The organism is Treponema denticola (genome assembly GCF_024181605.1).
Taxonomy (GTDB): Bacteria; Spirochaetota; Spirochaetia; order Treponematales; family Treponemataceae; genus Treponema_B; species Treponema_B denticola_B.
The window spans coordinates 1,140,122-1,162,293 of the sequence record NZ_CP054477.1 but is presented as its reverse complement, the minus strand read 5'-3'; the positions used below and the strand labels follow the sequence as shown (position 1 = coordinate 1,162,293).

The following is a 22,172-nucleotide window of genomic DNA, read 5'->3' as shown; positions in this document are numbered from 1 at the left end:
GACTCGTGATTGAGGTTTAACCCGCCTATTTAAGCCGGATTATTCCTCTGAGATTGCTTCAACAGGGCAAACGCCTGCACAAGCACCACAGCTGATGCATGTATCAGCATCAATTACGTGTTTGCCGCCGGCTTCGCTGATAGCGTTTACGGGGCATTCACTTTCGCACGCGGCACAGTTCGTGCACTCATTAGAAATTTTATAAGCCATTTGCATACTCCTTATCATAAATTTCCATATCTTTATTATAACATTTACATATAAAAAAGGCAATATAAAAGCAGCATAAAAAAAAGAGATTGGCACTTTTGCCAATCTCTAAATTAAACGTTCTTGAAATAAGATTCAAAACGTATCATCATCGGTTAAGAAAAAACGGCATCCGGATGTCAAAATAATGCCGTCTGTAACCCCGACCGTTAATTACATTATCGGGTTTATATAAAAAAAACTTAAATTTTTTATTTAAAATATGTAAAAAAAAGACAAAATTTATGATAATTTTTAATAAAAAAAGGGATATAAGACATTCTTATATCCCTTTAAGTGCCGTCGGACAGAATCGAACTGTCGACACAAGGATTTTCAGTCCTTTGCTCTACCGACTGAGCTACAACGGCGTAACAGAGGCGATATTATCAGTTTTTCCAAATTATGTCAATAGGAAACATTGAAAAATTTCAGTTTTTTGAAGATGCCCAATTTTTTCCAATAAATTGCCTTAACTAATAGATTAATTTGACGGGGCAGTGATCCGATCCCATTACTCCGTCTAAAATAAGCGATTCTTTTATCTTAGGTAAAAAGGAATCATTTACACAGTGGTAATCCAGTCTCCAACCGATATTTTTTTCTCTGGCCCGAAAGCGGTAGCTCCACCATGTGTATTTTTCAGGCTCTTGGCAAAAATGCCTAAATGTGTCGGTATAACCCGATGCGGTAAACTCGTCCATCCATGCTCTTTCTTCAGGGAGGTAGCCGGGATTTTTTTCGTTGGCCCTAGGGTTTGCAAGGTCTATGGGTTTGTGGGCTATGTTGTAGTCCCCGCAAAGGATTACATTGTTTCCTTCTTCTTGGATAGAATCGCAGAATTCGAGGATTGCGGCACAAAAGTCCAGCTTGTAGTCCAGTCGGGCTCCTCCGTCTTGCGAGTTGGGAAAATAAGCTGAAATAATCGAAAGCTTGTCAAAGTCTGCAACCAAGACCCTTCCTTCATCATCGAATTCCTTTAAGCCCATTGTTCTTATTTGGAGGGGTTCTTTTTTTGTAAAGATAGCCGTTCCCGAATAACCTGCTTTTTTTGCAGAAGCCCAATAGGCAAAATATTTTCCGTTAGGCAGATCGGGTTCGGTAAGCTCCTTGCTAAGTTGAGCTTTTGCAGCCTTTGTTTCCTGTACGCAAAGCACATCGGGATTTTCGGTATTAAGCCAATCCAAAAAGCCCTTTTTTTCTACGGCCCTGATGCCGTTTACATTCCATGAAATAATCGAATTCATCAAAGCGGCCTTCCTATAACTGTGATAAAATTTCGGTGTGGTCTTCAAAGATGGCTACCGTGTGTTCCATGTGGCAAGAAACCGACCTGTCGGCCGTTACAACAGTCCAGCCGTCTTTTTTTACCTCAACATCGGCTGTTCCCATGTTAATCATAGGCTCTATTGCGACTACCATTCCGGCCCTTAGACGGGGATTCGGCCTCATTCTTTCAGGCACATTAGGAATACTCGGATCTTCGTGTACGCCGAGGCCTACGCCGTGTCCGCAATAGTCATAAACGACCCCGTAATTATGAGCACTGGCCAAATTAAAGACCGCCTTTGAAATATCGGAAACTCTTTTGCCTGCCTTACATGCTTCAATCCCTGCATAAAGGCACTTAGTGGTAACCTCCAAAAGTTTGAGGTTTTCTTTTGAAACATTGCCGACAGGGTAGGTTACACAAGAATCGCTGATGTAGCCGCCTAAGTCTATCCCTATATCCATCGAAACAAGGTCTCCGTCTTTTACTATCCTTTTGCCGGGAACGCCGTGAATAACCTCTTCGTTTATCGAAATACAGGCAGCACCCGGAAATCCTTCGGAATACCATGCGGGAACGCCGCCGATTTTTTTTATGTAACTGACACAAAAATCATCCAGCTCTTTTGTACTAATTCCGGGCTTGATTACGGGTTTTAATTCTTCAAAGAGTTGAGCAAGAGCCTTACAGGATTTTCTGATGCCGTTAATTTGTTCTTCCGTTTTAATTATAATCATAATGATTCTCCAGTTGATTTTGAATAATTTTAATTCCTTTTAGTTTGGGACTAAGCTGCATTGCCTTGTTTAAATATTGGGAGGCTCTGTATGTATCTCCAAACCTATAATATATTTCGGACATACGCTTAAAAATGTTAGCCCTATCTATCTTTTTAAAATCCAATTCCAAAGCCGCTTCATAACAGTCTAGGGCAAGCTCGTCTTCAACATATCTATGCAGTTTATCGTTTATGATGGATTTTATCAAGTCGGTAACTTCGGGAAAAAAATGTTTAAAGTACGGCTTTTGTTTTTCCAAATAAAAGATTTCTTCTAAAAGCAAAAAAGACTCATAATACTCTCCTCGGAAATAAAGCTCTTCTGCAAGGACAAATCCGCAGTCCATGAAATCTTCTCTATTAAAATACTTTGAAAGGTAGAAGCCTCCCGCCTCGCTTCTTCTTTTATTGTATTCTTCTACGGCAGATTGTTCCAATCCGTGAAAAAGATCGAAAAAGATGAGCTTAGCACGGCTTTCGTAGTCCGTTTTTTTTAAAAGCCATAGCCGATAATCAAAACTTTCGGCTGCATTTTTCTTTGAAAAAAAATCGAAATAATCAAAGGGGTTTTCACTGTCCGTTTTTTCTTTTAAGATGTTTTGATAAGCATTTAAAAGAAGCCTCATAGCCGACTCGGATTTTTCTTTTTCTTCTCCTGTTTTATATTGAATCAAATCGGGATGATGGAGTTTTGCTTTTTTTCTAAAAGCCGTTTTTATCTCGGCAATCGAAGCCTCAGAGGAGATACCTAAAAGAGCATAGTTATCGTCTTTTTTTTTCATAGAACCAGTGATGATAGCATTTATCTAAGCGCTTTGTCTAGTGTAAATTAAAAATAAAGAAAAACCGGAACTATTGAATTTATTTACAGTCTTTCGTATAATTTCGGGTATGAAAATAACTTTTTTATATAATTTTTTTAAGGAGAAATTTAATGGGAATTTATAATTACACAGTTAAAGACAGCTTAGGAAATGACTTTTCTTTTAAGGATTACAAAGATTATGTTATTTTAATCGTGAACACGGCTTGTGAGTGAGGGCTTACTCCTCACTTCCAAGGTTTGGAAGCATTATATAAAGAATACAAGGATAAAAAATTCCTTGTTGCAGCTTTTCCATGTAATCAATTCGGCGGTCAAGATCCGGGCACAAACGAAGAAATCAGAAATTTTGCTCAAAGCAAATATGGGGTTTCTTTCCCCATAATGGCAAAGATTGAAGTCAACGGTGAAAATACCGAACCTCTTTTTTCTTTTTTAAAAAAAGCTTCAAACGGTGAAGACATAAAATGGAATTTTGCCAAATTTTTAGTCGACAAAACGGGAGAAAAGGTTACCGCCTATGCTCCGACTGTTGCACCTGAAGACCTAAAAAAAGATATTGAAAAACTATTGAATTAGGTTTTATTATATAAATCATTATAGATAATTTTTTAATTAATTTATTGCGTTTTTTTTTACTTTGGTATATAATCCTTTTTCAAGGAGATTTATATGAACGCAAAAAAAAATAAAGCCTATCTTAATTGGTTTATTTTTACCGTACTTTTAACCTGTGCTACATTTTTAACATCGTTTTTTCCGCTTTGGGCAAATGTTCCTATCAACATTATTGCTCCCATAGTAGTGTTATTTGTATGCAAGATGGTAATGTTTGAGAGGCTCAAACTTTCGACCCTCATAATAATGAGAACTCTTATCGTTCTGGTTTTGTTTAACTTTATGAACGGAGACCTTTTTGTTAAAATTGTTCTCATTTTTTTGGTTATCAATATTTTGGAAGCAACTTTTACCGATTTATTAAAAAATAAACAGCCGTATAATTTTGTTACCGGTTTGGTTCTTGCTGCTTCCGTGTTTTGCCTTGCCGGTTCTTGGCTGCCCGAATATATGGGACCTCTTACAGGTATTTATAAGGCCGAAGCAGGTGTTTTCGGAGAAGGTCTTTTTGCTTCTAAAAATGTTTTTATGTTGGGAACGGTTTGCTGGATTTTGGCTTATACGATTTGGAACTGGCTCTTTGTAATCGGCGAGTTTAGTCCCTCCGTTGCTCTTGAACATGTGGGCATCCTTCTAATGCCTCTTTTGGGAATATGTATTACAGGCACTCCCGGCTTTTGGCTGGTATTTCGTGCAAACTCTCTTACAACCGGAGGAGTTTTTCAAATTTCGTGCAAAAATTTTGTTGAAAATGAATTTAAACATGAATCAATGATAAAACTTTGCGAAAAAATAAAAACCTCAAAGGTTCAGTGTATCTTAATGATTGTGAACTTAATATTAATGGCTGTTCCGATTATTATGTTTTTTACCGGTAAGGGATTTTAATGCTTTATGAAAAATTATGATGTCATTATTATAGGAGCCGGAAACGGAGGGCTTGCATCTGCTGCAAGTCTTTCCCAGGCCGGAAAAAAGGTATGTGTGTTGGAAAAACACAATATCCCAGGCGGCTGTGGTACAAGTTTTTGCCGAGGCCGTTTTGAATTTGAAGTTGCTTTACATCAGCTAAGCTCCATGGGAACAAAGGAAAACCCCGGCCCGCTTCGCAAGCAATTTCGACGCTACGGAATCGAAGATAAAATCGAATGGATTCCTATCGAGTCTTTGTATAAAATCAATTTGCCTGATGGACGGGGAATTACTCTTCCTGCAGATAAAGAAGAAGTTCAAAAAAAACTGATTAAAGAATTTCCTGCAGAAGCTGAAAACATCAAAAGATATTATCAAACAGTTTATAAGTTTAATGAAGAGATAAATTCTTTTAGGGCAAAAAGTGCAGGCTCTACAGGAGAGCCTTCAGGACTAAAAAAATGGCTTACCAAAACATTATTTCCTTCCGTATATCCTACTTTGACAAAGTATGCCGTACGAAGCACTCAGGATGTTCTTGATGAGTTTTTTAAGGACAAGGCTCTGCAATTATGTCTTTCTGCCTATTGGTGCTTTATGGGCGTCGCTCCGGAAAACTTCCCTTTTACAATTCTTGCGATGTGTACATATATTTACACCGAAGATAAGCCCTTTTATGTGCGGGGAGGTTCTCAAGTTATAAGTCAGGCCCTTACCGAGATGATTCGGGAAAACGGCGAAACTATTTTATTTAATAAAAAGGTTGAACGCATTATTATCGAAAACGGAAAGGCCTGCGGTGTTATCGATGATGAAGGAGAAGAGTTTAGAGCAAAGAAGATAATATCCAATATTTCGCCTACTCAAACCTATGCAAAACTTTTACAAAAAGAAGAAATTCCGGATTCAATCCGATCGTATTTTAAAAGTTATAAACCCGGTATTTCCGCTTTAACTTGTTTTATCGGCTTGGACTGTCCGCCTGAAACAATCGGCTTTACCGACTCTTTTAATTTGACCTATTCAAGTTTGGATGCAAATGAAGATTTTAAAAATGCCTATAAACTGGATACCTCAATCGATCCGATTATTTCTACCTGCTATACCGTAGACGATCCTAAAGTTTCGCCTCCGGGTACAAGTATAATTACGGCCGGAACTCTTAAATATTCGGAAGCGTGGGAAAAACTTTCGCCTGAAGAATACCACCAAAAAAAATATGAACTTGCTTCAACAATAATTGACAGGCTCGAAAAACGTTTCCCCGGTTTACGCAGTCATATTGAAGAAATAGAAGTTGCAACTCCCTTAACTCATATGAGGTATCTGGGACATCCTTCCGGCGCTATTTACGGATATGAACAGGATTTACGCTCTTCGGTATTTTTCTTTCCTGCAACGGATAATGTTATTCCTAACTTGGTTTTTGCAAGCGGATGGGTAAATACCTGCGGTTTCGGACCTAATTATATGTTTGCCGATAAACTTGCCTCGTCATTATTAAAGGAGATGGACAATGAGTGATCTTAAAACTCTTATTATAAGCCGTATGGAAAACGGAGCAAATATATTAAATGAATTGGCTGTTTCAAAAAAAATAGGGAAGGATATTACTGTTGACGCATCGGCTGTCGAGAAAAAAATCAATCAATATCATCCCAATATTATGAAACTCATAGTTTCTGAAACGGAAAATATCGGCAATTATGCAAAAAAAATCCGCTTTGTAAGCGAAACAGGTTTTTTACCGATTTTTGAAGCAGGGCAGTATATCAACCTCTTTGTTCAAATTGAAGGAGTAAGAACTTCAAGGCCTTACAGTCTTTCTTCTTCTCCGAAAGAGAGAAGCTATTTTGAAATTATTGTTGCAAGACAGGAAAAAGGTTTTGTCTCCGATTATCTGATTGATAACGTAAAAGCCGGGGATAGGTTTGAAGCTAACGGCCCCGCAGGTGTATTTCATTTTAATCCGGTTTTTCATCACAAAAGACAGGTCTTTTTGGCAGGCGGAAGCGGTATAACCCCCTTTCTTTCGATGAGCAGGGAAATATTTCATGCCGGTTTGGATAGAGAAGTTTATCTTATCTACGGAACGCGGAATGAAGAGCTTGCTATAAATCATGAAGAGTTAACTCGTCTTTCTGCCGAATTTAAGAATTTCCATTATTCTTTGGTTGTGTCGAATGATCCCGAATGTAAAAAATACCGTACGGGTTTTATCGATGCCGAATGTATAAAGGCTCTTGTTCCGGATTATAAAAATGCTACCTACTATATTTGCGGCCCTGAAATTATGAACCAGTTTTGCAGCAAGGCTTTAACCGAAATAGGTATTTTGCCTAAACACATAAGGCGTGAAATGTTCGGTGCACGGCAGGATATTCAAAACGAACCGGGTTGGCCCGAGAACTTAAGCGGAAAAGAAACTTTTACGATAAAAGTCGGAGATAAGAAAATTCCTGCCTTATCCGGTGAAAGCGTTCTGACTGCTCTGGAAAGATCCGGTATAAGAATGAATGTATGCTGCCGAAGCGGTGAATGCAGTTTATGCAGAATCCGTTTGGTTTCCGGAACCGTTTTTACGGCTCGCGGAGTTTTAAGCCGATATGCGGATGAACTTTTTAATTATATCCATTCGTGCAAAGTTTATCCTATAAGCGATTTGGAAGTTATTTTGTAATTTTATTTATGGAGGTATTAAAATGTTTTTCTTTACAGGTTATACATTAAAAACTGTAATTGGATTTGTCTTTTTACTGGTCATGCTCATAGGGCTTAATGAATTGACAAGAAGGAGCAAATGGATTTCTATTATCTTTTATGTTGCTTTACCGATTGTTTTTTCTATCTTTGTTTGGCCTATCACGACTGCAAACGGAAGTTCAGGTGCAACATGGTTTGCATGGGTAAAAACTTATTCGGCCTTGGCTGGTGTTATAGGTTTTATGCTTTTGCGCTATGTAAAAAAACTTGAAAAAAACAAATTTATGCTTACCTTTCCCATGCTGATTTTGGTTATCAATATTTTGGAAGCGGTTTATGCGGATATTGAGTGCTATTCGATGCATGGGGTAGTACGCGGCGGTCTTTTGATGGAAGGAGGCCCTTGGAATATTATAAATGCAATTGCAGGTATATTTCTTTGCCTTTCTCTTTCCGGCTGGTTAAAAATAAAGATAAGCAATACGAAATCAAGGGATATGATTTGGGCTGATCAATTATGGTTTTGGATTATTGCATACGATCTATGGAATATTTCTTATTGCTATAACTGTATCTCAAACCGATCTTTTTATGCAGGATTTACATTGATAGTTTCATGTACGGTTGCAGAATTCTTGTTCCGAAAAGGTGCATGGCTTCAGCATAGAGCTCAAACTCTTGCTATCTTTGCAATGTTCTCGCTTACCGCTAATTATGCCTCATATACGGATTGGTTCGGCATTACCTCAACTCAGGCTGCCGCTCCAAAAACAGTATTGGCTTTTGCTGCATTGGTTGCAAACCTTGCCGTATTTGCTTACGAACTATACATTATAAGCAAAACAAAGCGTAATCCGCTTAAAGAAGAGGTTTTTACCGATTTAAAATCATACAAGGCAATTCTTGCAGAAAATAAATTGAACTAATATTACTGACGGCCGTACCAAGTACGGCCGTTTTTTATAATTCTTATACTCTTGTTAATTAAAAGATAATATGATATTGTTTAATACGTAGATTTATTGTATGATGAGGTATGTTTGTTATGATGAAATTTAAGCACATTTTTATGATTTTATTTTTTGCGGTGGTTGTTCAGCTTTTGGGAGCTCAGGAGGCTGTTCTAAGCCCTGAAGTTCTAAAAAAAATAAACGGAGCCGTATTTGAAGTCATTGTTTTAAAACCGGAAGAAGGGAAGCTGGAATATGAAAAAAAACTTCCCATGGAAAGGATTCCGTTTTCAATACGAAATGACAAATACATTCCTATCGGAACCGCTTTTTTAATGGATGACGGCAAATTCTATTCAGCTGCTCATGTTTTTAATCTTTATGAAGAAAGTTTTTATAACGAGTATCATCTGCGTTCGGTATCGGGGGATATTTATAAAGTAGGATCGGTTTTAAGTTACTCTGTTGAAAAGGATTTTATAATTTTTGAGGCAGAAAATTATAAGCATGTAAAAGGCGAAGGCCTTTCAGCCTTAAATGAATTTAACTTAAATACCCCGACCTTTTCCGTCGGCAATGCTTTGGGCGAAGGCATTATAATCCGTAACGGTCTTCTTACAAGCCAAACCTTTGAAGAAAGAAACGGAAAATGGAAGTGGCTTAGGTTTTCGGCTGCAGCAAGTCCCGGCAATTCCGGCGGTCCTCTTATTTCGCCTGATGGAATGGTTTTGGGAATTATTACCATGAAAAGCGAAAATGAAAATTTAAACTATGCACTTCCCTTTGCAGAGACAAAGAATATTGCAAAAAATGTAGGTACTGTCTATCTCCCTATTTTTTATAGGCTGCCCCATATTCTTGAAGAAAGCAGTTTTTATGAATATAAGTATGAAGAAAAATTACCCAAAAAACTGACAGAGGTTCGAAAATCGGTCCTGTCTGATTATAAAAAATTTACACTCAGCATTATAGATGATTTGAAGAAAAAATATAGTTTTTCAGGCGCCGAATCCTTTACTAGGGCCTTGGGTTCGGAAGAGATTATGTATGGAGCTTGGGCTCCTTCTTTCCCCCTTCATTTAGCCCGTCAGGGAAATAAAAAGTGGGGATTATTTATTCCCAATGATTTAAAAGAATATAAGCTTCCTCAAAACGGCAAAGTAGTTTACGGTAATATGCTTAATTCAACAATGGCCTTGATAAAAAAACCTGATAATGTAAGCGAAAAAGAACTTATACAATCCCCGAAATTATATATGGACTATATTTTAAGTGCAGAACGTATTTATAGAACCGTTGCAGGAGAAAAAGTTCCTGTTTTATCTTACGGACAAGCATCAAGGTCTGAAAGCCATATAGATGTTTACGGTAGAAAATGGCTTGTAAATTATTGGGAGCTTCCATTTGCAGACGGGGAAGTTATATCTTATTCTCTTCCTGTTCCGGGAGGAATTTACGTTATAAGTAGAATTGATTCTATTTCTTCTACAAGGAATGGGCATAATCTTGATTATAGTTTTATGACCGACTATATTCTTCCTTCATACAATGCAAATTTCGGAGATTGGAAAGAATTTTTATCTTTGTCGCCCAAAGATTATCCCATTGATCCTATGCTTGCAGCAATTAAATTTGATTTTAATTCAAAAAATACAATGATAAAAGCCGGCGATTATGATTTTTCAATATCCAAAAAAGACTTTTCGAGTGATAAAGAAACAACTTTAATGATTTCTTTAGGATTCAATTTAAAAAATAATACACCAGGTATTGAAGTGCGTAACTTGCAAATGTATACAAAATCTAGAAGCGATGATTATATATACATCGGGCTTTCAAAAAATTTAAAACCGCCTAAGGAAGCTCCCGAAAAAAATATCGAACAGTGGCAGCAAAAAATAAATCAAGCGGCTCCTTATAATGCAAAGCCTTATAATCAAGATCAATATACATTTTATGATGAAGTTCTTTTTATGGATGATATAAAAAAATCCGATGCAGAAAAAATCAGTCAACTATACTATATAAGTTTAGAGTTAAAACAACAGGATAGGTTTGAAGAAATTCAAAAATTGGCTGCCGAAATAAAAAAGGATCTTAAAATATCCGTTAAAAATAAATAAATTTGGAGGTCATTATGGCAAAAGAATTTAGAACAAAAGCCGAAATAGATTTAGGCGAAGGTTTTAAAGTTGAATGTGAGGCATCAGGCAAGAAAATTATTGCAGATGAGCCCTTGAGTTTCGGGGGAACCGATTTAGGTATGAACCCGATTGAACTTCTTCTAAGCGGTTTGGGGGCCTGTAAGTGTGTTACTTCAAAGGTCATTGCAAAGAAAAATGGTCTTAAACTGGATTATTTGGCCGTTGAATGTATCGGTTTTTTTAGACCGGGTACACCTGGACTTTCAGATATTGAAACAATATATCATATTAAGTCCGATGCTTCCGATGAAGAGCTTGAAAAATTTATGGCTTCGGTTGATGAAAGCTGTCCGGTTCATGCCACAATCAAAAATCCGGCCCCGATAGCTCATAAACTGGTTAGAGTTTAATATCTGTAATTTTCTTGAGCCTTAAAGATACGGGTTTCTTTAATCCGTATCTTTTTGTGCATCTTGTTTTTTAGCTCTTTTTTTGCGCCTATGCTTAACCTGTTTGCCGAGTTTTGCAGGGCGTACTTGGGATCTCTCTATTGGTACCTTAATTCCCAAATCATTTAAAATACTTTTTACCGCAAATTCCAATTCCTTTCTTTGAGGGTTCATGGGGAGAATAAAGTGCCTGCATTCCTTGTAAACATAGGTATAAACTTCTTGCGGCGGCCCTTCGGGGTTTGCAATCAGTCTGATGTAATCTTTAAGTAATGATTTTAAACATTCTCCCTGTTTTATTTGAGGTTTAGCATCGACTTCCTTATCCAAAAGAGCAAGATTTTCTATATACATTTTTTTAAATTTTGAAGACGAATCTATAAAGGCGCATGCCCCAGGCTGCAGGTAAACATAGAGCTTAAAATCCAAAAGTTTTTTTATAATATCGCTTGCATGTCCGCTAAAAATAATCTTATTTATTTCTTCGGTTATCCTTGAAGGGGACACAAATTCCAAAAGATGGGCATTTTTTCGTATTTGAAGCTGAAGAAAAAACGGAATACCGGAATCCGTCATTGCCGCATACTTTATAGCCCGAATCATTCTTACGGGATCTTCCGAAAAGATAAGCTGGAGAGGGATAATAGGTCTTACTTTTTTTGCTCTTATATCCTTAACACCGTCTACATAGTCTATTACAAGCTCATGTATGGGGTCGTAGTAAAGCGCATTTAAAGTAAAATCTCTTCGGTGCACATCCTCATCTATTGTGCCGAATTTGTTTCCTATGCTTCCGTCTTCCGTTGATCTAAAGGTGCTTACCTCATATATTTTTTCCCCAAAAAATATATGTACCAATCTAAAACGCCGGCCTATTACTCTTGAATTTCTGAATATTTTTCGTATTTTTGAAGGTTCGGCCGAGGTTGCAATATCGAAATCCTTTGGAACATGACCTATCAATAAGTCTCTTACCGCTCCTCCGACTATGTAGGCTTCAAAACCTTGAGAATTTAAACGCTGTATAATTTTTACGGCTTCAATGTCTATTTTTTCGAGGGCAATCTTGTGCTCATCCTTAGTATAGACCAAAGCCTGCCGAACCTGCTTTCCTTCGGCATTTTGACCGTATCGAACTAACATTTTTGAATAAATATATTGCATGTAAAAAGGCTTTATGTCAATGAGTACCGCTTATTTTTACCAAATTTCTATGTTTTTAGATAAAAAAGCTCTTTAAAAATTCGTTGTAATATGGTATACTATTCTTTCTAAACATTAGGTAATTGCATATTGGAGAAGTTGCGAAAAAAATATGACGATAGATAATGCAGGACTCGGAACTATAATCTCTACAGACATAGTTGTTCTAAATGATCACGAAAGAACCTTGGTTGAATATGCTTTTGAACGATTGAATGGAGAATATAAGTCTTCTGTTTTGGAAATAGGAAAAAAGCTCATGGATTTGGAAAGAATGTCGGCTGCTATTTCCCGCTTTCCTTCAATCCACGAAACAAGTGTTCTTGCAGGTGAAAAACGCAGTCAAGAAACCCTCATAGAAACTTTATGTAAAACTCCTTCCGATGCCCGTACTCTTTCAATGCCCACAAAGGCTGTTTTGGGCCGCGGTTTTCTTGTTGCAAAATTCCATATATTTTCGGCTCTTACCAAGGTTGCCTTAAATTCCTCATTTTCGGAAGAAGAAATTGAAGAACTTAGAGCGGCTACTATGAATATCATGTTTACGATTATGTCCGAAGATGTTTATATTTCGATTTTAGACAGCAATATTTTGGATGAACAAAAACAAGAAAAAGTCGCAAATGCTTTAACCTATCTTTGGGAACACCGTTTGGATCAAAATACAACTTCTTTTGCTCCCGTTCTAACAAGAGTTTGGACAGCCCGTGATACAATAGCTCCCGTATTCGGCACAATGATGGGTACCAGCGAGCTTTTTTTGCTTTCTTCCAAATTAGATGACTCTTGGCAAAGCTTTATGCTTGCAAAACTATCCAATAAGATTGTAGGGCAGTCTCTGGAAGAGTTTTTATTCGGCATCTCGTATGAAGAAATCCTTTATGTCCGCAATCAACTCGTAAGCTGTAAAATACCTGCAATGGGTAGGGAAGATGTTGCCAAGCTCTTAAATAAAAAACTGGATTTTGATAATTCCGATCCTCGTCATTTTTACTCTTCCTATGTGCAACGCCGAAACAATGCCGATGCCCGCAAACGCCTCAATGGCGCAGGCCCTAAAAACACCCTTGAAGACTACTATATCAGCTTTTTATTTGAAAAAGGTTTGGAGTTAAAAGACGGGAAGGCGGAGACAAAAAAATAGGGGAATTTAACTTGATATATATTGTGTGTTTTTTCCCTTGCCGTCCTTTAGTATAATTCCGTTTTCAGTAAGACTCTTTAAAAGCCTTGATACACTTGATGAACTCATATCAAATTTTTGCTCTATATCGGAGCGTGATACCTTTTTTTTCTTTTTTATAAATTCAATTATTTTTATTTCCGTATCTTTTAGTTTATCATTATTTTGCGGAAGGTATTTTGTATTGATATTGGGAAGCACTATTTTAAAAGCGTTTGCAGTATTTTCGATTATCGGTTTTTGTGTAAGATTTTCGTAGGCACCTATAATTTTACTCATGCCTGTTCCATAAGCTTCAATAAGGTGAAGACGGTAAAAAACCCCTGCTAAATTTTTGTTTCTGCATACGGAAAGCCCAAGCATAATATCTTCAAGCAAGATTCCGGGTAAAAGTCCGCCTATTGAAACAAATTCGATTCTATCCGTATATATGCTTATCAAAGAACTTGCACTAAAAGAATAGTCTCTATGTACCAGTAGATTTAAAAGTGCTTCTCGTATTGCTGAGGGAGGGTAATCCCTTGTGTCTACACGTAGGAGCTTATCAAAGGTTGATCGCGTTTGATTGTGCATGTCTATGTAATTATAAATGTCATTTAATTGTTGAATAAGAGAGCCTAAAAATTCTTTTCTGTCTTTAAAAATGCTTTGATCCCTTCCTTCAAACACGGCGGCTTTTACAGAGTGCACACATTGCTCCGATAACAATAATCCGGTATTTGTGTACATTCCGTCTTGATTAAGTATTTTTAAGGTTTGCTTTTGCTTAGTTCCAAAATCCAAATTTCTAGCTTTAAATTCCTTTGATAAAGCATTAAAGGTTAAATTTTGTTCTGTGGAGCGCATCTCTTCAAAATTATCTCCATCCGTTTCCTTTATCATGTTTCTTATTGCCGTATCGCTTGCAGGGGCGGAAGATGAACCCTGCCGAACATAGACACCTTCCGGTCTTAAACCTTTTTTAGCAAGATAATAGGGGCGGTTACTGCCTCTTTGAACACTAATTTGGATTATTTGCTTTCCCTGTGTTTTTGTTATTTTATAATTGACAAACATTGTTATATCGGGTCTGATTGAGTCTCTTATCATATTACTAAGTTGGAGCATTGAATTATCAATATCTTTTATTCCTACAACTTTCCCGTCATCTTTAATACCGACATAGAGCGTTCCGCCCTTACAATTTGCAAACGAAACAATTACTTTTTTAATGTTTTCATCGATTTTTTCTTTTAATTCTACGGTTTCACTTTCTTGAAAAATCAATTTATACTCCCCTTATACACAAAGTTTATACTTAACTAAATTATAACCTGTTTGTTGGTTCTCGTCAAGTATTTTTGGGGAGAATTGACGAGAACGGGGAGAATCGACGAGAATGAGGAGAAAGAGAAAAAATTTATTTACTTTAGGGCATCTCTAAAAACCTTGTTGGATTTGCTTCGCATCCTTCGGAATAGAGATGCCCGACGAGTTTTTCATAAGTCTTTATGTATAAATGACTTATGAAAAACATCGCAAGCTAAATCTAAGGTAAACCTCTAAAAACTGAAGTTTTTAGAGGTTCCCTTTAATTTGTCTATCGTTTTGACCATCGGTTTATACCGTGAGAGATTTTTGTTTGTAAAATTGTCCCATGCCGTGTACATGTGCCCGAGCATAGCAGGGTTATTCTTGTATAAAAGCGAATAGTCGATGAGAGCGTTTACTGCTTTAATGCCCTTGAAACTTGTCGGCAGGACGCGGAAGCCCTTGTTTAAAAAAAACGGAATGGAGCCGTAGCGCTCCAGCTCGTCATAGTGCCAGTCGCAGATGATGATGTCTTTAGGAATAAGGTCGACTGCGGGGTCGGTACCGTTACACGAACTTTCGTATTCACCCTTATAACCGCTTTCTTCATCCTCGCTGTTGATGAGGCGGTCGCCCCACATATACATTGTAAGTCCCCGTTTTTTGACACAGTGATCGTAGAGCCTGTTCACGGCACCGGCGAACAGTTCGGCCTTGTCTTTTCCGCGGCAAAGGGGGCATGCGTCTTCGCCGATCAAAAACACCTCATCCAAGCCGACGTGTATTTTTTTTACCGAAAAAACTTCTGTAATCTCGTCGATTAAACCGAATAAAATCGTGTAGACTTTTTCATTGGAAGAACAGAGGCTGCGGCAATAAATATCCTTATTGCTGGGGTAGAGGCCCGGCGTTTCGTCCAGCTCGGGGTAGGCTTTGAGCAGGGCGAAGGTTTCGTTTTCCCACGATTGATGGCCGAGGCAGTTTATTTCGGGGATGAGGTCGATGGAAAGCCTGCGGCATTCGGCGGCAATTTCGCGTGCGACGGTTTCGGAAAGCACATATTTGTTATAGAGTTTCGGGTCGCTTTTCCATTGATAGTTGTAGCCTATTTCGAGAAAAAGCGTGTTGATTCCCCGTTTTTGTAAATCGGGCAGTTCTTTTATCAGATTTTTGCCCGTTTTGTCGGTATTTACGCTTGCGTGAAATGCAATGACGAATTTGCGTTTAGGCATGGTGCCGTTTGTTTGAGCGTAAACAGCCGGCTGTAAAAGCAAAAGCAGCAAGAAGGGTACGAGTACCATTGCTTTTTCTTTGAGAGTTTTTGTTGTCATAGTGAACCTCCTTATTTAGTATACCACCTTTATCACTCCCACTCAATAGTAGCAGGCGGTTTTGAAGTTATGTCGTAGACTATTCGATTGATGCCCTTCACCTCGTTTATAATACGTGAAGAAACCTTGTCCAAAACCTCGTAGGGAATACGTACCCAGTCGGCTGACATAAAGTCCGAGGTTTTTACTGCACGCAGGGCGAGGGTGTAGTCATAGGTTCTAAAGTCTCCCATAACGCCGACTGTCTTTGTTGAGGTAAGAACGGCAAAATATTGGCTTAAATCCTTTTTTATGTCTGCCCGCTCAAGTTCGCTTCGCCAGATAGCATCGGCTTCCCTTAAAATATCGAGCTTTTCTTCGGTTATCTCGCCCATGATTCTTATGGCAAGACCGGGGCCGGGGAAGGGCTGACGGTGTACCAAATAATCGGGAAGGCCGAGCTCCGTGCCTAATTTTCTTATTTCGTCCTTAAAAAGCGTTTTTAAGGGCTCGATGAGGGACTTAAAACTTATGTGATCGGGAAGGCCTCCGACATTGTGATGGCTTTTTATTACGGCAGAACCCTTGGTACCGCTTTCAACTACATCGGCGTAAATTGTACCTTGGGCAAGGAAGTCCACAGTTCCGATTTTTTTTGCTTCTTCTTCAAAAACGCGGATAAACTCTTCGCCGATTATTTTCCGTTTTTTTTCAGGGTCGGAAACGCCTTTTAGCTTGCCCAAAAAACGGCTTTCCGCATTTACGCGGATAAAGTTCATTGGAGTATCCCTAAAGGCTGCCTCTACCTCATCACCCTCATTTTTGCGCATAAGGCCGTGATCTACAAAAATGCAGGTTAGATTTTTACCGACAGCCCTATTTAAAAGAGCCGCAAGCACGGAAGAATCTACTCCTCCCGATAGGGCTAAAAGCACCTTGCCGTCTTTTACCGTATTTTGTACATCTTTTATTGCCCCGGCTAAAAAGCTTTTCATATTCCAATCGCCTTTAGCACCGCAAACATTGTATAAAAAGTTTTTGATTATATTTTGCCCTTCTTCGGAATGTTCAACTTCTGCATGGAATTGAATGCCGTAAAGTTTTTTTTCTTTATTTGCCATGGCCGCATTCTTTGTATTTGCCGTTTGAGCTGCCGAAACAAAGCCTTCAGGCAGGCGGGAAACGCAGTCTACATGACTCATCCAAACAGAAGATTTATCTTTTATGTTTTTAAAGAGCGGAATACCTGTGTCGAATTTTGTTAATGTTTTGCCGAATTCTCTTTTTAAGCTTTTTTCGACCTTGCCGCCTAGACAATGAGCCATGGCCTGCATACCGTAACAAATGCCCAAAATCGGAATATTTAAATCAAAAATTTCTTTTGGGGGCAGGGGAGCTTTTTCTTCATAAACGCTGTTAGGCCCTCCGGTAAAAATGATACCTATGGGCTTATTTTCCCTTATATAATCAAGGGCCTTTGAGGCCGGCACAATATCCGAATAAACATTTAGATCTCGCACACGCCTTGCTATGAGCTGATTATACTGACCGCCGAAATCCACAATTAAAATCTTTTCCGTAATCTTCATAAAAAGTATTTTAGCAGATAAGAGCTTTTTTTTCAAGTAAACCAAGTTTTTTTACGAATGCATAAAAAACTCCATATTACAATAAATTCTTTTTAAAAGTGCCGCCTATAATCGAGGCGAGGATATTGAATTGTTTATCGAATACGACAATGTCCGCATCGTAGCCGGGGATAAGCATACCCTTTTTAGTATACCGCATAACGGATGCGGGTGTTGAAGATGCCGCCCGTACCGCATCGGAAACCGAAAAGCCGAATTTAACTAGATTTTTTACCCCCTTTATCATTGTTAAAGAAGAACCTGCAATAACGCCGTCTATAGCGCGGTGAAAACAGCCGCCTTCGTAGACAACTTCTTCTCCGTTTGCGATAAGCGGTCCTTTTTCTTGCTCCGTGGGAGTAAGACTGTCGGTAACAAGAAGAATCTTTTCCAGCGGTTTATCGCGGGCAAGCAGTTTGAACAAATCAGGGTGGACATGAACCTCGTCCGCAATTATCTCACAGGACATTTCAGGGTGAATGAGTACGGCCCCGACTGCTCCGGGGTTGCGGTGATGCAGCTGGCTCATCGCATTAAATAGGTGGGTGGAGTGTAAAATACCGGCCTGCATACCTTCAACCATATTTTGATATTCGGCATTCGTATGTCCTGCCTGCATAATGATACCGCGCTTTAAACCGTAAAGGGCGAGGTAACGCATACCTTTTAGTTCCGGCGCGACGGTCATATTGACGATATGCCCTTCGGAAGCCTGCCACAAGCGCTCCATAAGGTCCATATCAACCGCACATACGGTTTCAGGTCTTTGTACACCGAGCTTATCGGGCGAAATAAAGGGACCCTCCATATGGATACCCATTATATGAGCTCCGTTTTCTTTTCCCATTGCTTTGACGATTTCTTTAATGCTGTGTGTCATGTCCTCTTCCGGGGCGGGATAGAGAGTCGGATTAAAAGCGGTTACCCCGTACTCTGCCAAATCTTTGGACATTTCAACCATAGCTTCGACGGAACAGTTGTCGGTGCCGTGCCCTTTAAATCCGTGGATGTGCGTATCGATAAATCCGGGAGCAATATAAGCTTCTTCAACATCAAAAATTCTGACGGAAGTATCGAATTTTTTTTGTAAAAAACGGCGTTCCGAAAAAACATCGGCAATTTTTCCGTCTTCAATCAAAACGGCACAATTTTCCATTTTGGAAAAGCCCGTAAGGAGTGTCCCGTTGTGTAAACAAATCGATACAGCCATAACTTTTCTCCATCGTGTATAGTATATCCGTTTAACAAAAAAAAGTACAGCTGTCGATATTTTTTTATTAAAAATTATAGACGGCTAAAATGTCAATACTCTTAATTGACTTATGATAATGATTGTGTTATACTTTTTTTTAAGAGGTATAAAAATGTTTTTAAACAGTGTTGCCATCCGCACGGATGAAATGGAAAAATCACTTGAGTTTTATGAAAAAGTACTTGGATTTACTTTTAATTATATGATGTCGGCAGCTCCGGGAAAAAGAATCGCTTTTTTAACGGAACCTGACAGCGGAATGAATCTTGAGCTCATAAGTCATGATGTTCCTAAGCAGCAAAACGGCAGCCGGCTTTCTCTTACCGTGCAGGTAGACCAGATAAGCGAAGCCGAAAAGTACCTAAAAGCTAAAAATGTCCGTATAACGGCTCCTCCAAGAACCGCAAAAGACGGTAAAAAAATTTTAACGGCCGTAGATCCTAACGGTGTTGAAATAGACTTTATTGAATTCAAGAAAGAAAATGAGTAAAGGTCATATATAAAAAACTTGTTGGTTTTTTATATATGACCGACGAGTTTTTCATAAGTCTTTATAAATCAGATGACTTATGAAAAACATCGCAGATAAAATTTAAAGGTTTAAAATAAAAAATATCTGGGGGCAATATGATTAAGACTGTAAAAGATGTAAATTTAAAGGATAAACGCATAATAATGCGTGTCGATTTTAATGTTCCTATGAAGGACGGAGTAGTGCAGGATGATACGCGGATTAGGGCTGCTCTTCCTACAATAAAATATATACTGGAACAAGGAGCTAGAAGCCTTGTTTTGATGAGCCATTTGGGTGATCCTTCAAAGGATGCAAAAAAAGCCAAGGAAAAGGCCGAAAAAGACGGAAAAACTTTTGATGAGGAATCTTACATCAACGGAAAGCACAGAATGAAGCCTGTTGCAAAATACTTATCCGGCCTTCTTAAACTTCCGGTTGATTTTGCACCATCCTGCATGGGACAGCTTGAAAGGGTAAAAGCTCTTCCTCAGGGCGGGATCCTCATGCTTGAAAACACCCGCTTCCACAAAGAAGAAACATCGAAGGAAAAGGCCGAACAGCAAATTTTGGCAAAAGAGCTCAGCTTGTACGGAGACATCTATGTAAATGATGCTTTTGGAACGGCTCACCGCTCTCATGCTTCTACAGCCGAAATTGCAAACTTTGTCAATACAAGGGTAGCCGGTTTTCTTATGGAAAAGGAAATTAAATACCTTGAGCCAATGTTAAATAATCCTGCAAAGCCCATGACGGCAATTATAGGAGGAGCAAAGGTTTCTTCCAAAATTGCAGTTTTGGAAAGTCTTTTAAAAAATGCATCTTCTTTAATTATTGGAGGAGGAATGGCTTACACTTTCTTAAAGGTTCAAGGAAAGAAAATCGGTAAATCCTTATTTGAAGAAGATTTTATGGATACTGCTAAAAATCTTTTGAATAAGGCTGAAAAACAGGGTGTAAAGATAATCCTTCCTGTTGATCATATCTGTTCCGAAACCTTTTCTCCCAATGCCGAAGCGGTTTTAGTTGAAGATACCGATATTCCCGATAATCTTATGGGAATGGATGTAGGACCTAAGACATTGGCTCTTTATAAAGAGATTGTTTTATCGTCAAAGTCCATTGTCTGGAACGGTCCGGTAGGAGTCTTTGAGTTTGAGGCCTTTTCAAAGGGGACGGAAGAAACCGCCCGTCTTGTAGCAGCTGCAACGGAAAAAGGAGCTCTTACAATTGTAGGCGGAGGTGATTCGGTTGCTGCCGTAAATAAGTTCAATCTTGCCGATAAGATGAGCCATGTTTCTACGGGCGGCGGAGCTTCACTCGAATTCCTTGAAGGCAAAGTTCTCCCCGGCATTGCATGTCTTGATACTATTTAATTTTTAATGAAAAATAGGGCAAATAAGACTTTTTTTTATGTTTTTCTCTTGATTTTTCTTTGTTTAAAAGCTTTTTCTGCGGGCGTTTCGGTTACCGATGCCGCAGGAAAGCTTGATCTCGATATTTCATGGGATCCGCTTTCTCAAGAACTTATTTTTATAAAAAATAACTCTCAGGTAAGCTGCAAAATTGGGGAAAGTCTTATAATTTTTGACAATAAAAAAGCCGATTTTACTCCGCCTCCATATCAAAAAGACGGGCTTACCTTTATAAGCGGTGAAATGTATAAAAAGCTTGAAACATTTTTTGCCGTGCCTCAAAAAGAGGAAAATTATAGGGTAGGGGTTATCTTGATAGATCCGGGGCATGGCGGAAAAGATCCCGGCTGTGTCGGCTCTTATGTAGAAAATAAAAAAACGTTTGTCTTATACGAAAAGGATATCGCCTTAAAGGTCAGCTTAGATCTGTACAATATGCTTAAAAAGGCTTATCCGGACAAAAAAATTCTTTTAACCAGAAATAAGGATATCTATCCCACCCTTGAAGACAGGGTAAAAATGGCAAATTCCGTAAAATTGAAAAAAAATGAAAGTATTCTCTATGTTTCCGTTCATGTTAATGCTTCTCTTAATTCCAAAGCTGCCGGTTTTGAAGTCTGGTATCTGCCTCCCGAATACAGGCGTGAAGTAGTCGATAAAAAAGCCGTTCCGAAAGAAATTCATTCCATATTGAATTCAATGATGGAAGAAGAATTTACTATGGAAAGCATTTTAATGGCTCAAAATATTTTGGACGGATTGGATGCTCAAATAGGGAAAAAAAGCCCCAATAGGGGAATACGCGAAAATCAGTGGTTTGTTGTCCGTAACGTCAAAATGCCCAGTGTTTTGATAGAATTAGGCTTTATCAGCAATAAAACCGAAATTAAGCTTTTAAATTCTCCCGACTACTTGAAAAAATGCTCCTTGGGTATATATAATGGTCTCTCTGCTTTTATAAGCAATTTTGAAAATAATTGATTTTGAGGTATGTAATGAATTACATAAAAACAAAGATTATTGCAGTTTTTTTATTGATTGTTATAATAATAGTTGTGCTTTTTACATCGGTTCTTAATAAAAAACACGATCGGTATGTTATGTTTTTTAAGAATTCCATAACGGGAAAGATTGATACCGAAATCCGTTATGTTCCGCTCCAAAATATAATGGAACCTGAGGCCGCTTTTTTTGAAGAATTGATGCTTGGCCCGGTTAATCATCATTGTTATTCCTTTATCAGAGCCGGATCAAAATTGCTATCCTGCTTTGTAAAAGAAGGTGTTTTATATGCCGATCTTCCTGTAGCTTTTGTTGAAGATATTAAACAAGAGCTTGATTCCGATGAGATTAAGTTTCTTTTGCAAAAAAATATATTTACCAACTGTAAGGACTTAAAAGCCGCTCATATCTTCGTTGAGGGTATAGAGATTTACGAATTATTAAAAAAATAACACTAAAAAGCAAAAAAAGTGTTGACAAAA

At 38.3% G+C, this 22,172-nt stretch carries 21 protein-coding genes and 1 tRNA gene; 12 read left to right on the top strand and 10 right to left on the bottom strand.

Annotated elements, in window-relative coordinates:
* Nucleotides 1-39 precede the first annotated feature (39 nt).
* The 5 genes from fdxA to E4N80_RS05250 form a co-directional block, all read right to left on the bottom strand.
* The gene (gene fdxA, locus E4N80_RS05270; RefSeq protein ID WP_002670897.1) at nt 40-210 is read right to left on the bottom strand and encodes a 4Fe-4S ferredoxin; all 171 of its coding nucleotides are present in this window, start codon (nt 208-210) and stop codon (nt 40-42) included.
* Between the two features lie 337 nt (nt 211-547).
* A tRNA-Phe gene (locus E4N80_RS05265) sits at nt 548-620 on the bottom strand.
* Nucleotides 621-725: 105 nt separating this feature from the next.
* Complete coding sequence (locus E4N80_RS05260) at nt 726-1,496, bottom strand: exodeoxyribonuclease III (RefSeq protein WP_253700802.1); 771 nt, start codon at nt 1,494-1,496, stop codon at nt 726-728.
* Between the two features lie 13 nt (nt 1,497-1,509).
* Entirely contained in the window at nt 1,510-2,256 is a 747-nt protein-coding gene (map, locus tag E4N80_RS05255; protein WP_253700800.1) for a type I methionyl aminopeptidase, read from the bottom strand.
* Nucleotides 2,243-3,079, bottom strand: a complete 837-nt coding sequence (locus E4N80_RS05250) for a DnaJ domain-containing protein (protein WP_253700799.1) — start codon at nt 3,077-3,079, stop codon at nt 2,243-2,245. The genes map and E4N80_RS05250 overlap by 14 nt, the downstream gene beginning before the upstream one ends.
* Before the next feature lie 152 nt (nt 3,080-3,231).
* Here E4N80_RS05250 and E4N80_RS05245 point away from each other — a divergent pair, with 152 nt between their 5' ends.
* From E4N80_RS05245 to E4N80_RS05215, 7 genes are all read left to right on the top strand, one after another.
* Complete coding sequence (locus E4N80_RS05245) at nt 3,232-3,699, top strand: glutathione peroxidase (protein ID WP_253684307.1); 468 nt, start codon at nt 3,232-3,234, stop codon at nt 3,697-3,699.
* Between the two features lie 93 nt (nt 3,700-3,792).
* Entirely contained in the window at nt 3,793-4,626 is an 834-nt protein-coding gene (locus E4N80_RS05240) for a DUF5692 family protein (RefSeq protein WP_253700798.1), read from the top strand.
* A gap of 6 nt (nt 4,627-4,632) precedes the next feature.
* Nucleotides 4,633-6,174, top strand: coding sequence for a phytoene desaturase family protein (locus E4N80_RS05235; RefSeq protein WP_253700797.1), 1,542 nt, complete (start codon nt 4,633-4,635; stop codon nt 6,172-6,174).
* Entirely contained in the window at nt 6,167-7,330 is a 1,164-nt protein-coding gene (locus E4N80_RS05230) for an iron-sulfur cluster-binding domain-containing protein (RefSeq protein WP_253700796.1), read from the top strand. Before E4N80_RS05235 ends, E4N80_RS05230 begins: the two co-directional genes overlap by 8 nt.
* A 22-nt stretch (nt 7,331-7,352) precedes the next feature.
* Nucleotides 7,353-8,279, top strand: coding sequence for a DUF5692 family protein (locus tag E4N80_RS05225; RefSeq protein ID WP_253700795.1), 927 nt, complete (start codon nt 7,353-7,355; stop codon nt 8,277-8,279).
* Nucleotides 8,280-8,398: 119 nt separating this feature from the next.
* Nucleotides 8,399-10,426 (top strand): S1 family peptidase, encoded by a 2,028-nt coding sequence (locus tag E4N80_RS05220; RefSeq protein ID WP_253700794.1) that lies wholly within the window; start codon nt 8,399-8,401, stop codon nt 10,424-10,426.
* A 14-nt stretch (nt 10,427-10,440) separates the two neighbouring features.
* Nucleotides 10,441-10,857: an OsmC family protein gene (locus E4N80_RS05215; protein ID WP_253684311.1), complete on the top strand. Its 417-nt coding sequence runs from the start codon at nt 10,441-10,443 to the stop codon at nt 10,855-10,857.
* Nucleotides 10,858-10,896: 39 nt separating this feature from the next.
* Here E4N80_RS05215 and pcnB read toward each other — a convergent pair whose 3' ends face one another.
* Complete coding sequence (gene pcnB, locus E4N80_RS05210; protein ID WP_253700793.1) at nt 10,897-12,039, bottom strand: polynucleotide adenylyltransferase PcnB; 1,143 nt, start codon at nt 12,037-12,039, stop codon at nt 10,897-10,899.
* A gap of 172 nt (nt 12,040-12,211) precedes the next feature.
* On the opposite strand from pcnB, the gene E4N80_RS05205 reads away from it, so the two are divergent.
* Nucleotides 12,212-13,243 carry a hypothetical protein gene (locus E4N80_RS05205; protein ID WP_253700792.1) on the top strand — a complete coding sequence of 344 codons (1,032 nt, stop codon included), beginning with the start codon at nt 12,212-12,214 and terminating at the stop codon, nt 13,241-13,243.
* Nucleotides 13,244-13,249: 6 nt separating this feature from the next.
* On the opposite strand, the gene E4N80_RS05200 is transcribed toward E4N80_RS05205, so the two are convergent.
* The 4 genes from E4N80_RS05200 to nagA all read right to left on the bottom strand — a co-directional run bounded on the left by E4N80_RS05200 (nt 13,250) and on the right by nagA (nt 18,720).
* Complete coding sequence (locus E4N80_RS05200; RefSeq protein WP_253700791.1) at nt 13,250-14,548, bottom strand: RNA-binding domain-containing protein; 1,299 nt, start codon at nt 14,546-14,548, stop codon at nt 13,250-13,252.
* A 275-nt stretch (nt 14,549-14,823) separates the two neighbouring features.
* Entirely contained in the window at nt 14,824-15,903 is a 1,080-nt protein-coding gene (locus tag E4N80_RS05195) for a family 20 glycosylhydrolase (protein ID WP_253700790.1), read from the bottom strand.
* 32 nt (nt 15,904-15,935) lie between these two features.
* On the bottom strand, nt 15,936-17,471 hold the full coding sequence (guaA, locus tag E4N80_RS05190; RefSeq protein WP_253700789.1) for a glutamine-hydrolyzing GMP synthase: 1,536 nt from the start codon (nt 17,469-17,471) through the stop codon (nt 15,936-15,938).
* Between the two features lie 76 nt (nt 17,472-17,547).
* Nucleotides 17,548-18,720 carry an N-acetylglucosamine-6-phosphate deacetylase gene (gene nagA / locus E4N80_RS05185; RefSeq protein WP_253700788.1) on the bottom strand — a complete coding sequence of 391 codons (1,173 nt, stop codon included), beginning with the start codon at nt 18,718-18,720 and terminating at the stop codon, nt 17,548-17,550.
* Between the two features lie 154 nt (nt 18,721-18,874).
* Here nagA and E4N80_RS05180 point away from each other — a divergent pair, with 154 nt between their 5' ends.
* From E4N80_RS05180 to E4N80_RS05165, 4 genes are all read left to right on the top strand, one after another.
* Nucleotides 18,875-19,252 carry a VOC family protein gene (locus E4N80_RS05180; protein WP_253700787.1) on the top strand — a complete coding sequence of 126 codons (378 nt, stop codon included), beginning with the start codon at nt 18,875-18,877 and terminating at the stop codon, nt 19,250-19,252.
* A 137-nt stretch (nt 19,253-19,389) separates the two neighbouring features.
* Complete coding sequence (locus tag E4N80_RS05175; protein ID WP_253700786.1) at nt 19,390-20,649, top strand: phosphoglycerate kinase; 1,260 nt, start codon at nt 19,390-19,392, stop codon at nt 20,647-20,649.
* Nucleotides 20,650-20,655: 6 nt separating this feature from the next.
* The gene (locus tag E4N80_RS05170) at nt 20,656-21,669 is read left to right on the top strand and encodes an N-acetylmuramoyl-L-alanine amidase (protein WP_253700785.1); all 1,014 of its coding nucleotides are present in this window, start codon (nt 20,656-20,658) and stop codon (nt 21,667-21,669) included.
* A gap of 14 nt (nt 21,670-21,683) precedes the next feature.
* Nucleotides 21,684-22,142, top strand: a complete 459-nt coding sequence (locus E4N80_RS05165; protein WP_253700784.1) for a GerMN domain-containing protein — start codon at nt 21,684-21,686, stop codon at nt 22,140-22,142.
* The last annotated feature ends 30 nt before the right edge of the window (nt 22,143-22,172 follow it).